The sequence below is a fragment of the Methylobacterium sp. Leaf125 genome (assembly GCF_001423085.1).
Lineage (GTDB): Bacteria > Pseudomonadota > Alphaproteobacteria > Rhizobiales > Beijerinckiaceae > Methylobacterium.
In genome coordinates, this window is sequence record NZ_LMNU01000012.1 from 542,201 (window position 1) to 556,065 (window position 13,865).

Genomic DNA, 13,865 nt, shown 5'->3' on the forward strand with positions numbered 1-13,865 from the left:
CTTCGAAGCGGGCGCAGGGCCTGCCGTGCCCCGGGGTTTAGGGCAAGGCCGCCGGCCCTCGCAAGGGCAGGCCCCCTCGCCTCAGGCGCGCCCCGCGGCGAGGTAGGCGCGCCAGCCCCCGTGCCGGGTGATCTCCGGCGCATCCGCGACGGCGTGGGCCTCGCAGAGGAATCCCGAGGCGGACTCGCCATCGGCCAGCGCGATCTTGCCGATGCCCAGCGGCGCGGGGATCGCGGCGGCAAAGCGCCCGAAGGCCGCCGGATCGAGCGCCCAGACCTCGACTTCCAGCCCGGGGCCCTCGAACCCGGGCGCGCGCACGAGGCCGGGCTTCGGCGGAACCGTGCCGGGCAGGGCGTAGAGCCGGTAGTCGGGCGCCGTCCGGGTCGCGCGCAGGAACGTCGCCCCGAGTTCCTGGAGCTGGTGATTGAGGGCGAGCCCGGTGAGATGGGCCCCCACCACCACCAGGGGGATCTGCCCGGCGGGCAGGGGAGGCACACGGCTCTCGTCGGGGAGCGCGCGGGCACGGTCGACGCCCATGCCGCCCTCGAGGTCGCGATGCAGGGCATCGGCCCAGGGTGCCAGGGCCTCGTCGCTGAAGCCGGGTCCCACCAGCATCACGCCCGCCGGCAGGCCATCCCGGCGGAACCCGGCCGGCACCGCGATGGCGGCCATTCCGAGCAGGTTGGCGAAATTGGTATAGCGCCCGAAATGGCTGTTCCGAACGATGGGCTCCGCCGCCATCTCGGCGACCGTATAGATCGTCGGTGCGGTCGGCAGCAGGAGCACGTCGAGACCGGCGAGGATCGCGTCGGTACGGCGCTTCAGGGCCTCGAAGGCGTAGCGGCCCCGGAAGGCGTCGACGGCGCTGTAGGCACGGGCCGAATCGAGGATGGCACGCACGCTCGGGTCCATCTCGGCGGCGTGGTCGGCGTGGAAGGCCTCGACGGCCGCCAGCCGCTCGGCCACCCACGGACCGTCATACAGGAGCGCGGCGATCTCCCGGAACGGCGCGTAATCGAACGGCACGGCGACGCCGCCGAGGCGCTCCAGCCGCGCGATGGCGGCGTCGTAGAGGGCCGCCGTCTCGGTGTCGCCGTAGAACTCGCGCTCGGCCGGGGCCAGAACGCCGAAGCGCAGGCCCGCCGCCGGAAGCGGATGCGGGATCGCCGGGCGCGAATACGGGTCGGCGGGATCGAAGCCCTCGGCGATCCGGCGTACGGCGATGCCGTCGCCGACGGTGCTCGCAAAGACCGTGATGCAGTCGAGACTCCGGCAGGCCGGAACGAGACCGGTGGTGCTCAGCGCCCCCGGCGTCGGCTTGATCCCCACGAGGTTGTTGAAGGCCGCCGGCACGCGGCCGGAGCCGGCGGTGTCGGTGCCGAGGCTGAAGCAGGCGAGCCCGGCGGCGACGGCCACGGCCGAGCCGGAGCTCGATCCGCCCGAGACGTAGTCGGCGTCGAAGACACTGCGCGGGGCGCCGTAGGGCGAGCGCGTGCCGTTGAGGCCGGTGGCGAACTGGTCGAGGTTCGTCTTGCCGATCACCAGGGCGCCGGCCGCTTTCAGGCGGGCCACCACCTCTGCGTCCCGCCCCGGCGTATAAGCGAAGGCCGGGCAGGCGGCGGTGGTGGGCAGGCCGGCCACGTCGATGTTGTCCTTCACGGCGAAGGGCACGCCCCAGAGCGGCAGGGAGTTCGGCTCCGGATGCGCCGTCAGCAGGGCGCGGGCGGCCGCGACGAGGTCAGCGCGCGGCACCGGCGTGATGAAGACCGCCGGGTCCGACGAGGCCGCCATCCGGTCGGCAACGATCTCGGCAAGGCCGACCGGGTCGAGGCTGCCGGAGGCGAAGGCCGCGCGCAGGGTCGCGAGATCCAGGATCGTGGGCAGCATGGGTTCGGGTCTCCAAGATCAACGCAACAACATCGGTCCGACAAGGTCGCCACCGCGTGAAATCGGGCGCGGCGCAGCAGGGATGTCCCGCACGAGGTCCGCCGCCGGGGCACCCCGAAACCCGCGGACATGGCCCGGCATCCGCGCCGACACTGCATCCTTCGTGCCGTCCGAGACAGCCTTCTCGGCGCGATGCTCGAGATCGCCTCCGGCATCGGCCCGCCGCGATGGCGGTCGCCGGAGCCGAACGCTCAGCTCTGCCAGACGCGGGGCAGGGGCCGCCCGCGATAGGCGGTGAGGAGGCGCTGGGCCATGGCCCGCAGGGCGTCCGGATCGCGGCCGAGGAGGCGTACCACGAGATGCCCGTTCCAGGCGCTGGCCGCCGCGGCGACGCCGTCCGCAGCATTCGCGTCGAGGAGGGTACGCGTCTCGTCCAGCCGGCCCTCCGCCTCGGGCGAGACGTCGAGCAGCGTCGCCATCGCCCGAGCGCCGTTGCCGATCGCCGTGCGGGCGAGCAGGTCCGAGAGCGCACCGTCGAGGCGCAGGGTGTCGGCATAGACGAGGCGTCCGTCGCGGCGGATGCGCCAGGTGTCGGAGAGGGAGCCCCGCGTCATCGCCTCGTTGCGGGCCGTGCGCCCGAAGGTGATGGCCTCGAACGCGAGGAGGTGGGCGCCCGCCGCCAGATCCGCGTCGAAGCGCCGCGCCAGGACGGCGCGGTCGAACAGGATCGTCTCCTGCGGCAGGTGCGCGAGGCGACCCGCGGGCCCCACAATCACCGCGGTGGCGATCCGGCTCACCGGCCCGTCCGAGCGATAGACCTTCTCCGCCGCCGTGGTGGTCAGGGTGAGATCGGCCCCCGCTCCGACCTCGGCGGTGACCCGAAAGGCATCACCGCAGGCGATGCCGCCGGCCGTGTTGAGCAGCACCGCCTCGCATGGGCCCTTCGGACGTCGCGGCAGGCGCAGGCGCAACGGTCCGCCCTCGGCGATGTCGAGGATGCGGGTGTCGTGTCCGTCCGCGCAGGCGACGTGCAGGTGGATGCGGCCCTGCGAGCGTTGGCGCTCCGGCGCAGCGTCACGGACCGCCGGAGGGTCGGGGTTCAGCAAGGTGGCCCGTCAGGCCGGGCCGGTGGCGACGGGACGCGCGGGATCCGAGCCCCATTCCGACCAGGAGCCGTCGTAGAGGGCGCGGGGCGGCCGCCCCAGGGTCTCCAGCGCGAGTCCGACGATGGCGGCCGTGACGCCCGACCCGCAGGTGGTGACCACGGGCTTGCCCACATCGACGCCGTTCTCCGCGAAGACTGCGCGCAGAGCTGCCTCGTCCTTCAGGCGCCCCCCGCTCTGGAGCGCGGCGTAGTGGACGTTGCGGGCGCCGGGCATGTGCCCGGGCCGGACACCGGGACGGGGCTCCGCCTCCTCACCGCGGAAGCGCGCCCCCGAGCGGGCATCGACCACCTGGGCGCTGCCCGTTTCGAGGGCACGGGCGATGTCGGAGGCATCCGCCACGGCGCCGTGGTCGAGGCGCGCGGTGAAGTGGCGCCGGGCGTGCGGGCGGCCCTCGCCGTCCTCCAGGGGGTAGCCCGCCGCCACCCAGGCCGGGAGACCGCCCTCCAAAATCTCCACGTCGCGGAGTCCGTAGGTCTGCAGCATCCAGCGCACCCGCGGCGCCGAGAACAGGCCCATCCCGTCATAGACCACGATGTGGGCGCCATCGCCGATCCCCAGCGCCCGCATGCGGGAGGCGAAGACCTCGGGGCGCGGCAGCATGTGGGGCAGGGCCGCGGTCTCGTCGCTCATCGTGTCGATGTCGAACCGGATCGCACCGGGGATGTGCCCGGCCAGATACTCGGCCCGGGCATCGCGTCCCTGCGCGGGGAGGTACCAGGACCCGTCGAGGATCACGATGTCGGGCGCGCCGAGACGGGCATGGAGCCAGTCGGCCGTGACAAAGGGCGTCGTCGGCATGGTTTTCTCTGTTCTATGGGCCGGAACGCGTCCGGCCGGCCTCGCCAGGAGGGTGATCGGGAGCGGCCACCAAACCACATCCAGCAGCCGGTTGCACCCGTCCCGGGCGGCTTTGCGATCTGAACCCGCGGTTCCCGGGCCGCGTTGCACAGTGACGTCGACCCTGATCGATCCCGCCTCTGCCCAGGAACCACCGACATGCGCATCCCGGCCCTCGCTCTCGCCACCACTCTCGGCCTCGTCCTCTCGGGTGCAGCCCAGGCGCAATCTTCGGTGACCGGTTCCGGTCAGAGTACGATCAACAACTCCGGGACGAGCGTCGGCGGCGGCACCGCTCGCTCACCCGCGACCACCGGGACCGCTCCGGGCGCTGGCGCCGTCCGCAACCCGAATGCCGCCCCGCTTCCGAGCGCCGGCGGTGCCATCGCGCCGGGTACGGGTGGACCGAGCGCCCCACCCTCCGGCGCTGCCGCGCGCTGAGGCCCCCGTCACGATCCAGACCCGGGGCCGGGCCGCGACGCCCGGCCTTTTTCGTCGCAGCCGACTCAACCGTGGTGCCAACGCCCGGCCGCTTTGGTTATGGATGGCGGGTCGTGCCAGCGTGATGGAGCCGCCGTGAATCCGCGCGAGACCTACCACATCGAAGTCCTCGCCTCGGAGGACGAGGCCGGTGCGCGCGGCGAAGATCCCGTCAGCCAGCGCATCTCCGTGCGCACCTACACCGTCGAGGCGGCCAAGGAACGGGCCCTGACCCTGTTCGCCCGGGCTCGGGCGCCCCAGCGCAGCGGCGCGCCCGCCGAGGCCGTGCGGGTCATCGACGGCGCCGGCACGGAGGTGTTCCGCTGGAGCCGCTTCGACGAGCCGGCCTGAGGGAGCGGCCTCGCCATGCGCGCCCTCATCCTGCCCGGCCTGGTGCTGCTGTTCGCCGCGTTGTTCGTACGCAGCTACACGGTGCCTCCGGCGCCGGACCGGCGCGGCGGCACAACCGTGTCGCTGGCCTGGCCGAACCGGCCATTCTTCGGTAGCCCGCGGGCCGACTGTCTCGGCCTCCCCGCAGGCGACTCGGTCATCGCCTGTCTGATCGGGTCGGTGTCGCGGGCACGGGCGGACGGCATCCCGCTGATGCAAGTCGGCTTCTGCACGACGTGCTACACTCTCTCCCAGCGCGCCGCCGCCCTCGGGCGCGACGAGGCCGCCGTACAGGCGCGCCTCGGCGAGATCGCCCGCTTCGGCTGGTGAGACCGCCTCCGGAGACGCAAGGCAGCCGGGAGATCGCCATGCCCCTCGTCCGCATCGACCTGAACCGCGCCGCACCGCCGGACCGCGCGCACATCATCGGCGACGTGGTCTATGCCGCGCTGCGTGCGGCGGCGAACGTCCCCGAGAACGACAAATTTCAGATCATCACCCGCCATGAGGCCGGGGAGATCGTAGCGCCCGAGGCCGGCTACCTCGGCGTGACCTACACGGACGACCTCGTCATGATCCAGATCACCTGGAACGCCGGGCGCTCCGTCGAAATCAAGCGCGCCCTGTACCGGCAGATCGCCGACGGCATCGCCGCACGGGCCGGCATCCGCCGCGAGGACGTCGTCATCAACCTCGTCGAGGTGGTGAAGGAGAACTGGTCCTTCGGCAACGGCGAGATGCAGTACGCGCCGGCCTGACGGTCCACGCGCGGGCCCGTGGCGCCGGCATTGACGCGACAGCCGGTGCGCCGTTAGACACGCGCCACCATGACGACCACCGTTCGCTCCCTGTCGTATCCGGCGCCGCATCCTTAGCGGCGCGGGGCTCGTCATGTCTCAACCGCTGCGTCGTCGGCGGTTGATCTCTTTCCAGGACCACATGTCGACGGCCCGGCCTTCACCGAGGTCACGTCCGTGCCGTTCGAATCCCCTGAGAATTCCCGTCCCCGCCTGGGCCTGATCGGCTTCGGCGCTTTCGGCCGCCTGGTGGCGCGCCACCTCGCACCCTACGTCCTCATCCACGCCTACGATCCGGCAATGCCGGCCGAGCCCGGGCCCGACGTGGTGCCTGGCTCCTTGCGCGCCGCGGCGGATTGCCCAATCGTGATCCTGGCGGCGCCGGTGTCGGCGATCCCCGGCATCGTGGCGGCCATCGGTCCGCATCTCCGCCCGGGCGCCCTCGTCCTCGATGTCGGCTCGGTGAAAGCCGTTTCCGCGGCGGCGATGCGCGACGGGCTGCCGGCGCACGTCGCCATCGTCGCCACCCATCCGCTGTTCGGGCCGCAGAGTGCCCGCGCCGGTCTCCGGGGACTGAAGATCGCGCTCTGCGAAGTGCGGGGCGGCCGGACCCGGCAGGTCGCCGCGTTCCTGCGCCGACGGCTCGGACTCGACGTCATTCTGACGACCCCGGAAGCGCACGATCGGGACGCGGCGACCGTCCAGGGCCTGACCCACCTCATCGCCAAGGTGATGGTGCGCATGGCGCCGCTTCCGACCCGCCTAACCACCCGGAGCTTCGACCTGCTGATGCAGGCGGTGGAGATGGTGCGCCACGACGCGCCGGAGGTCTTCGACGCCATCGAGCGGGCCAACCCCTATGCCGGCGCGGTCCGCCGCCGCTTCGTCGCCGAGGCGGTCGAACTCGCCCACGACCTGTCGGAGGCGCCGGAGCCGGCGGTCCGGGCGGCCTGACGCGTGTGGGGCGCCGTCAGGCCTCGGGATCGGGCGCCCGCGCCGCAACAGCGCCGGACAGGCGGGCCCGCAGGCGATCGCGCCACGCCTTCAGGCGCAGATTGGCCCCGGCCCGCCAGTCCTCCAGGCGGACGGCGAGGGGAAACAGCCGGTCACCGCCCTGCGCCTCGACCAGGATATGGGCGAGGGCCCGCCGCTCGGTCCAGAAGGTCTCGGGGAGGGGATAGTCCGGCGGGGCGCAGGAATCCGCCGTGATCAGGGCCGGTTCGGTGAGGATGGCCTGGGTCAGGCGGTGGAAGGCCAGGGCCCCGGGCGAGTGCCGGGCGACGGCGGAATCGTAGGAGATCTTGAGGCTCCAGAGCTGTCCGCGCGTCGTGAAGCTGACCACGGCGGCCAGAGTGCGCCCGTCCCGGCGCAGGCGGTCGATGCGGACTGACCCGCGCGCGCCGAGGCGGGCGACGAAGGCGCGCATCATCCGGGTCTGGACCGCGTCGCCCGCGATGGCGGTGCCGCGCGTCCCCTTCCAGCCGGCGCCCTCCAGGGCGATGTAGTCGTCGATGGCCGCCGACAGAGCGGCCGGCTCGCGGATCGTCTCGAAGGTGACCGGGCCGTCCGCGCTCAGGCGGTCCCAGGCTTGGCGCAGCTTGCGCTGTTTGCGGGACGAGAGATGCCCGAGATAGGCGGCGCGCGTCGCCGCGTCCTGGCCGGTCAGGTCGAGGAAGGCGCGCTCGTGCGCCCAGAAGCGGGCGTGGCGCAGGCGGTTGCGGCTGAGCCAGTCCGAGAGCAGGTCCGCGAAGGGGCCAGAGGTCGGGACGTGGGTCAGCATCAGGCGCGGGCCGATCAGGCGGCGCAGGCCGAAGACCAGCGCGTCGAGGGCGCGCCCCGGCTCGGCGCTGTCGAGGAGCGGGGCGCCGAAGATCCCGAAATCATGCATCCAGCCCATGGCCAGCAGGAGCGGCAGACCCCAGCGCCAGCGTTTCACCCGCAGGGGCCAGGCTGCAACGAGGCGGAGGCCGGGCTCCTCGGGAGCGCGGTCACCGACCAGGGCGACCTGTACGCCGCGGCCGAAGGCGTCGGCGGCAGGCAGGGCGTAATCGGGATCGTAGAACAGGTTGTCGACGAGGGGCCGGCGGCTGAGATCGTGCCAGGCCGCGATCCAGGGCGCGTCGGCCGCCAGGGGGCGCAGGGCGACCACGAGGCCGTCGGGGGTCGCGACCTGTCGCCGGGCGGAGCGGCTCATGAGGCGGCGCGTCCGAACCGGCGGGTCGCGAAATCGGCGATGCCCAGGATATTGAACGCCCAGGCGGTCCCGGCGGAGACGGCGGCGAGGCAGGTGAGCCGCAGGCCGAGGGCGAGGCCCGGATCCAGGGGAAGTCGGTCGAGCCCGGCGATCGCGACAGCGCAGGCGAGGGCGAGGCCGCCGATCACCGCGAGGTCGCGCAGGGGCACCGGCATGCGGAAGCGCTCGCGGGAACCGAGGATGAAGACGAGGCAGGCCAGGGCCTGGCCGGTCGCCATGGCGATGGCCGCCCCCTCGACGCCGTAGCGCGGGATGAGCAGGGCCGAGAGCCCGCCAATCGCCACGAGCAGCGTCAGCGATGCGACCGCATCGAGCTGGCTCTTCTGGGTGAAGTAGATGACCTGCCCGAAATAATACGACCGGAACATCTGCAGGATGCTGGCCGCCACCAGAAGCGGCGCTACCCGCAGGGCCGTCTCGCGGTAATCCGGCCCGAGCAGCAGGGTCACGAGCAGGCCGTCGAAGGCGAGGAAGAACACCGCGCCGAAGGCCGCGATCAAGGTGAGGAGGCGGATGGCGTCCTCCAGCACCGGTCGGGCGGCGGCGATGCCGCCGTCGCGGGCGTCGCGCTTGGCGATCGAGATCAGCGCCAGGGCGACGCTGTCGCCGAACACGACGAAGCTCTGGCGCAGGAAATCGGCGAAGGCGCCGTAGGCCCCGAGTTCCGAGACGCCGATGCTGGCGCCGATGACGAGCCGGTCGGCGGTCTGCGCCAGGGCGGCGGCTCCGAAGGAAAGCACCAGGGGCCAGCCATAGGCGAGGAGGCGCCGCGCCTCCGTCCAGCTGCCGCCGCCCCGCAGAAGGCTGCGGATGACGTAGAGCGTGGGCAGGGCCGCGATGATGTTGGCGCCCGCGGTGGCGAGGAGCAGGGGGATCGCGCCGCCGCCGAGGAGGAGGGCGCTGCTGCCGAGGGCCAGGACCAGCACGGCGCGCAGCACCACCGACAGGGCGACCGCGCCGACCTCCAGCCGCGTCCGCGCGATCTCGGCGGCGCCCTCGAAGGCCATCATGCCGAAGACGGCGGCGAAGATCGCGAGGGCGGCATGCGGCTCGAACAGCCCGAGCCCGGCCGCGCACGCCGCGATCAGGGCGGCGAGCCCCACCATCGCGCCGAGGAGCCGCACTACGGTGCCGACCTGCAGGATCGCGCGATCCTCGGCATAGAGCGCGAAGAACGAGAATTTCGGCCATTGGCAGGTGGCGCTATAGAGCACTAGCGCCCAGGACAGGATGAGCAGGTAGAGCCCGAACACGTCCGTGGATGCGAGCCGGGTGAACACCGCGAGGGCGCCCATGTTCAGGGCCGCGGCGACACCCCGCGAGCCGACATAGGTGAGGGTGTGACGCGCGATCATCCGGCCCCTGAAGCGCCGGGCGGTCCGGCGCGTGGGATGAGGTAACACGCCAGTGTTGCCGCCGCGTCAATCCGTTCTCTGGCCATTCCGCCCTTTGGCCGGCGGTGGACGCGGACCGGTTCCATCGTCGGCGGCGTGGCCATTGACTTCGCAACCGCGAAGGATCATATCGCAGGTGCAGCGTCAGCGGCCTTCATGGTTCCGCTTGAGAGGGCTGCGTGACGGATTGCCGGATCGCTTCTGCGGGCCCCGCGCGACCTGAGCCCCTCTCTTCAACGTGCATGCACCCGGACTGCCCCAGCACGCGGGCGGCTCCAGCTCAACGGACCGACCACCTCTTTCGACGATTCCCCTCCCTACGAGGGCGTCCGGCACGGTCCCGCTGCCTGAAAGTTACTCCTTGACCCAATTTACCGATTTCGGCCTCGCCCAGCCCGTGCTGCGCGCCCTGGAAGAGGCGGGCTATAAGAGCCCGACCCCGATCCAGGCCCAGGCCATCGCCCCCGCCATGCAGGGCCGCGACCTCTGTGGCATCGCCCAGACGGGCACCGGAAAGACCGCGGCCTTCGCGCTCCCGATCCTGCACCGCCTCGCCGAGACGCCGCGCCGGCCGATCCGCCGCGGCTGCCGCGTGCTCGTGCTGTCGCCGACCCGCGAGCTCGCCAACCAGATCGCCGAGAACTTCTCCGATTACGGAAAATACCTCTCGTTCACCAACACCGTGGTGTTCGGCGGCGTCACCATCTCCCGCCAGGAGAAGGCGCTGGCCAACGGCGTCGACATCCTGGTGGCGACCCCCGGCCGCCTGATGGATCTGATCGAGCGTCGCGCCCTGACCCTCGAGGCCGTCGAGATCCTCGTCCTCGACGAGGCCGACCAGATGCTCGACCTCGGCTTCATCCATGCCCTCAAGCGCATCGTGAAGATGCTGCCGCGCGAGCGCCAGAGCCTGTTTTTCTCGGCCACCATGCCGAAGAACATCGCCAGCCTCGCCGACCAGTACCTGCGCGATCCCGTCCAGGTCGCCGTGACCCCGGTGGCCACCACGGCCGAGCGGGTGACCCAGGAGGTCATCTTCGCCCATACCGGCGCGAAGCAGGCCCTCCTGAACCACATCCTGCGCGATCCGGCGATCGAGCGCGTCCTCGTCTTCACCCGGACCAAGCACGGCGCCGACCGCGTCGTCCGCGGCCTGGAAAAAGTCGGGATCAACGCATCGGCGATCCACGGCAACAAGTCCCAGCCGCAGCGCGAGCGGGCGCTGGCCGCCTTCAAGGACGGTTCGTGCCGGGTGCTCGTCGCCACCGACATCGCCGCCCGCGGCATCGACGTCGAGGCGGTGAGCCACGTCATCAACTACGACCTGCCGAACGTGCCGGAGAGCTACGTCCACCGCATCGGCCGCACCGCGCGCGCCGGGGCGAACGGGCTCGCGATCTCGTTCTGCAACGACGAGGAGAAGGCCTACCTGCGGGACATCGAGCGCACCACGCGCCAGAAGATCCCCGTGGCGGGCTTCCCCGAGGGCTTCAGCCCGCCGTCGCGACAGGAAGCGGCCGACACTGCCCAGGCCGAGGAACGCCGTCCGGCGCCGAACGGCCAGCGTCCCGGTCAGCGCCAGGGCCAGCGCCCGAGCAGCCGCCCGGGTGGCCGTCCCGGCCAGGGGCGTGGCTTCGAGGGTCGCGGCGGTGAGAACCGTGGCGGGTCCGGACGCCCGAGCCGTTCCGACGGCGCCGCCCGTCCGCAGGACGGCCGTGGCGATCGTCGACCGGCTGCCCAGGGCGAAGCCCGGACCGAGCCGCGCGGCGAGCGCCCCCGGGCTCCCCGCCCGCAGGGCAGCGGCGAGGGTCGCGCCATCGGCTGGCTGGATCGCGGCCCGCGCTCCTGATCCCTCCGCCTGACGTTTGAGAGCGCCGTCCCGGCTTCCGGGGCGGCGTCTTCGCGTCCGGTCCCCAGGGCATTGCCTAGGCGCGGCGCGGGGCCACATCACAGGAGCCGGGCGGCAGGCCCGGTGACTTCGGAGGCTTCGGCGATGCGGTTTGAACTCTACCGGGATTCCGCTGGCGGTTGGCGCTGGCGCCTGCGGTCGCAGAACGGAAACGTCGTCGCAGATTCGGCCGAGGCCTATGTGCGTCGTGAGGATTGCGAGCACGGTATCGCCCTGGTGAAGGGCAGTGCTGCTGCCCCAACTGTCGACATGACCCTGAAGATCGCCTGACGAACGCCACGCAGGGCTTCGTTGACCATCACGGCAACGCTTGGAGGGCAGAGGGAAACGCTTTCGCCCCTCGTGCGTTTGCTGCATCCGGGCCTCGTGACGAGGGATGCCGGGGAGTCGAGACTCGACAGAATTCAGGGAGTTGAGAACGTGCTGAGGAAACTCGTGCTGGCCGCGCTGCTGGCCCTAGGCTTTGCCGCCACCGCGCCACAGGGCGCTTCGGCCGCCCCCGTCGGTCCTGCCCTTGCCCTGCAGAGCGAGGCTGCCCCGGCCGCGGTGCAGACGGTCCAGTATTATGGCTATGGTCGCCGCTTCTATGGCCCGCGTCGCTTCTATGGCCCGCGTCCGTTCTACGGCCGGCGTTACTACGGCCCGCGCCGCTTCTATGGCCCGCGTCGTTTCTACGGTCCGCGTCGCTTCTACGGCCCGCGCCGGTTCTACTACTAAGAATTCGGTCGCGTCCGGTGACGGACGCGCCGCATAGGACGGCCCGGCTCCCGTTTCGGCGGGGGACGGGCCGTTCGCATTTTCAGCAGTAAAATTCACCTCGATGGCTGTGAACGACCGTCGACAGGCGATAAGTTGCCGCAACAGATGACGGCCGGCGTCGGATCGGCGCGCATTGGAGGTTACGCCATGAACGTCCTTGCAGCCCGCCGCGCCGAGGCGCGCGCGCTCTGGGAGTCGATCCCTCTCGAGGTCTTTCTGTCTGCCGGCGCGATCATCCTGGCCGGTGCCCTGAAATATGCCGAGGTGATGCCCTGAAGGCGGTCGCGATGCCTCGGCAACGGGCCCGGCATCGGCCTACAGTGCCGGCGGTCGAGGGTGGGAGATGAGCGGGATCATGGCGGAGACGGACGAGGCGCGGCGCCCGAGTGGTGACCTGACGGTGCGCACCATCGCGATGCCGGCCGACACGAACGCCAACGGCGACATCTTCGGCGGCTGGGTCATGTCGCAGATGGATCAGGCCGGCGGCATCGCCGCCGTCGAGCGATCGCAGGGCCGGGCGGTCACGGTCGCGGTGAATGCGATGACCTTCATCCGCCCCGTACGGGTCGGCGACGTCCTCTGCGTCTACACCCGGATCGACCGGGTGGGGCGAAGCTCCATGAAGATCGAGGTCGAGGCCTGGGCGCGACGCTTCCGCACCCAGTTCCGCGAGCAGGTGACGGAGGCGACCTTCACCTTCGTGGCCATCGACGACGAGGGTCGGCCCCGCACCATCGAGCCGGACTGATCGCTCGGATCCGATCGGTGCTGGTCCCTCAGGCGTTGGGGGCCGCCACCTTCTGGCGCAGGCCGGTGATGACGGCCTTCAGGACGGCCGTATCGGCATCGGGGCTGCCCATGCAGCGGACCGATTCGATCCGTTCGTGCACGAAGGACAGCTTGGCGATCACCGCTGGGGTCAGCTTGAACGGGAACAGGGCCGGCTGGCCCATGCTGCGGCTCAGCGAATTCACCGCATAGGTCAGGGGCAGCCACGCCTCCACGATCCGGCTGAAATCCGTCGTCCGGTAGGGATCGAAGTCGATCACCACCGGCTCGGACGAGCCGTGGCGCAGGCGCGGGCGCACGTGCATCTCGAAGGTGCTGGCGGTCTCCAGCGTGTCGACGATGTGGAGATACTGTGCCCACGTCTCGGCGAAATCCTCCCAGGGATGCGCGGTGGCGTAGGCGCTGACGTAGCTCTCCTCCCAATCGGGGGGAGCCCCGTGCGCGTAGTGGCGCTGCAGGGCGCCGGAATAATTCAGCCGCTCGTCCCCGAATAGGGATCGGAATGTCCACAGGCTCTGGTCGAAGCGCACCAGGACGTTCCAGAAGTAATGTCCGATCTCATGACGGAAGTGCCCGAGCAGCGTGCGGTAATACTCGCCGAACAGCATCCGCCGGCGTTCGCGCTCGACGTCGTCGGCCTCAGCGATGTTGAGGGTGATGAGGCCGCTGCGATGGCCCGTGAGGACCGGCGGCCCGATCTGATAGCTCTCGGAGGGGTCGACCAGGAAATCGAAGGCCAGACCCGTGGTGGGGTTCTCGTCCCGGGTCATCAGCGGAAGGTCGAGGCGCAGGAGCGAGTAGAACAGCCGGTGCTTGGCGGCCTCGATCTGGCGCCAGCGGGTCAGGTTCCAGGCGATGGAGAGGTCCGGCACCACGTGGTTGTGCCGGCAGGTGATGCAGTAGCGGTTCGGGGAATCCTCAGGAATCAGCCAATTGCAGGCGTCGTGATCGGCGTTGGCGCAGAAGCGGTACTTGCGGCCCGGATTGGCGTAAGCGTGCCAGAGGCCGCCGACCGGTTCCACCGCCGACATTTCGTGGAGGTCGCAGACATAGCCCAGCCGGCGCTCGCAGCTCTCGCAATGGGTGCTCTCGAAGCTGATCGGCTGGTCGCAAGCCTGGCACTGGAAGATTTTCATGGGGCCGTCGGGAGACGCCTTTCCTGTCCGCCCACGGAGCGTCACATACCGCCCGTGAAGGAAC

General features: G+C 71.2%; 16 protein-coding genes. 10 read left to right on the top strand and 6 right to left on the bottom strand.

Annotation, left to right across the window (positions count from 1 at the left end; all coding sequences use genetic code 11):
• Window positions 1-81: 81 nt before the first annotated feature.
• From atzF to sseA, 3 genes are all read right to left on the bottom strand, one after another.
• On the bottom strand, window positions 82-1,887 hold the full coding sequence (gene atzF / locus ASF58_RS13650) for an allophanate hydrolase (RefSeq protein ID WP_055952954.1): 1,806 nt from the start codon (window positions 1,885-1,887) through the stop codon (window positions 82-84).
• Between the two features lie 251 nt (window positions 1,888-2,138).
• The gene (locus tag ASF58_RS13655; RefSeq protein ID WP_156375668.1) at window positions 2,139-2,993 is read right to left on the bottom strand and encodes an urease accessory protein UreD; all 855 of its coding nucleotides are present in this window, start codon (window positions 2,991-2,993) and stop codon (window positions 2,139-2,141) included.
• A 9-nt stretch (window positions 2,994-3,002) separates the two neighbouring features.
• A complete protein-coding gene (sseA, locus tag ASF58_RS13660; protein WP_055952957.1) occupies window positions 3,003-3,851 on the bottom strand; it encodes a 3-mercaptopyruvate sulfurtransferase in 849 nt (282 codons plus the stop codon).
• A gap of 198 nt (window positions 3,852-4,049) precedes the next feature.
• On the opposite strand from sseA, the gene ASF58_RS13665 reads away from it, so the two are divergent.
• The 5 genes from ASF58_RS13665 to ASF58_RS13685 all read left to right on the top strand — a co-directional run bounded on the left by ASF58_RS13665 (window position 4,050) and on the right by ASF58_RS13685 (window position 6,511).
• Window positions 4,050-4,331: a hypothetical protein gene (locus tag ASF58_RS13665; RefSeq protein WP_055952960.1), complete on the top strand. Its 282-nt coding sequence runs from the start codon at window positions 4,050-4,052 to the stop codon at window positions 4,329-4,331.
• Between the two features lie 99 nt (window positions 4,332-4,430).
• The gene (locus ASF58_RS13670; RefSeq protein WP_055952963.1) at window positions 4,431-4,721 is read left to right on the top strand and encodes a hypothetical protein; all 291 of its coding nucleotides are present in this window, start codon (window positions 4,431-4,433) and stop codon (window positions 4,719-4,721) included.
• Window positions 4,722-4,736: 15 nt separating this feature from the next.
• A complete protein-coding gene (locus ASF58_RS13675) occupies window positions 4,737-5,090 on the top strand; it encodes a hypothetical protein (protein WP_055952966.1) in 354 nt (117 codons plus the stop codon).
• 38 nt (window positions 5,091-5,128) lie between these two features.
• Window positions 5,129-5,518, top strand: a complete 390-nt coding sequence (locus ASF58_RS13680) for a tautomerase family protein (RefSeq protein ID WP_055952969.1) — start codon at window positions 5,129-5,131, stop codon at window positions 5,516-5,518.
• Window positions 5,519-5,734: 216 nt separating this feature from the next.
• On the top strand, window positions 5,735-6,511 hold the full coding sequence (locus ASF58_RS13685; RefSeq protein WP_055952972.1) for a prephenate dehydrogenase: 777 nt from the start codon (window positions 5,735-5,737) through the stop codon (window positions 6,509-6,511).
• Window positions 6,512-6,527: 16 nt separating this feature from the next.
• Here ASF58_RS13685 and ASF58_RS13690 read toward each other — a convergent pair whose 3' ends face one another.
• Both ASF58_RS13690 and ASF58_RS13695 read right to left on the bottom strand, forming a co-directional pair.
• The gene (locus ASF58_RS13690; protein ID WP_055952974.1) at window positions 6,528-7,751 is read right to left on the bottom strand and encodes a GNAT family N-acetyltransferase; all 1,224 of its coding nucleotides are present in this window, start codon (window positions 7,749-7,751) and stop codon (window positions 6,528-6,530) included.
• On the bottom strand, window positions 7,748-9,166 hold the full coding sequence (locus tag ASF58_RS13695; RefSeq protein WP_055952978.1) for a lipopolysaccharide biosynthesis protein: 1,419 nt from the start codon (window positions 9,164-9,166) through the stop codon (window positions 7,748-7,750). Before ASF58_RS13695 ends, ASF58_RS13690 begins: the two co-directional genes overlap by 4 nt.
• Before the next feature lie 400 nt (window positions 9,167-9,566).
• Between ASF58_RS13695 and ASF58_RS13700 the strand changes: the two genes are divergently transcribed.
• The 5 genes from ASF58_RS13700 (at window position 9,567) to ASF58_RS13715 (ending at window position 12,624) form a co-directional block, all read left to right on the top strand.
• Window positions 9,567-11,054 (top strand): DEAD/DEAH box helicase, encoded by a 1,488-nt coding sequence (locus ASF58_RS13700; RefSeq protein ID WP_055952981.1) that lies wholly within the window; start codon window positions 9,567-9,569, stop codon window positions 11,052-11,054.
• Window positions 11,055-11,198: 144 nt separating this feature from the next.
• Window positions 11,199-11,384 (top strand): DUF1508 domain-containing protein, encoded by a 186-nt coding sequence (locus tag ASF58_RS13705; protein WP_055952984.1) that lies wholly within the window; start codon window positions 11,199-11,201, stop codon window positions 11,382-11,384.
• Between the two features lie 150 nt (window positions 11,385-11,534).
• A complete protein-coding gene (locus ASF58_RS13710) occupies window positions 11,535-11,831 on the top strand; it encodes a hypothetical protein (protein WP_055952987.1) in 297 nt (98 codons plus the stop codon).
• Window positions 11,832-12,020: 189 nt separating this feature from the next.
• Window positions 12,021-12,149, top strand: a complete 129-nt coding sequence (locus ASF58_RS27485; protein WP_280137543.1) for a hypothetical protein — start codon at window positions 12,021-12,023, stop codon at window positions 12,147-12,149.
• A 79-nt stretch (window positions 12,150-12,228) separates the two neighbouring features.
• On the top strand, window positions 12,229-12,624 hold the full coding sequence (locus ASF58_RS13715; RefSeq protein WP_156375669.1) for an acyl-CoA thioesterase: 396 nt from the start codon (window positions 12,229-12,231) through the stop codon (window positions 12,622-12,624).
• A 28-nt stretch (window positions 12,625-12,652) separates the two neighbouring features.
• Here ASF58_RS13715 and ASF58_RS13720 read toward each other — a convergent pair whose 3' ends face one another.
• Window positions 12,653-13,801, bottom strand: coding sequence for a putative zinc-binding peptidase (locus ASF58_RS13720; RefSeq protein WP_055952993.1), 1,149 nt, complete (start codon window positions 13,799-13,801; stop codon window positions 12,653-12,655).
• Between the last annotated feature and the right edge of the window lie 64 nt (window positions 13,802-13,865).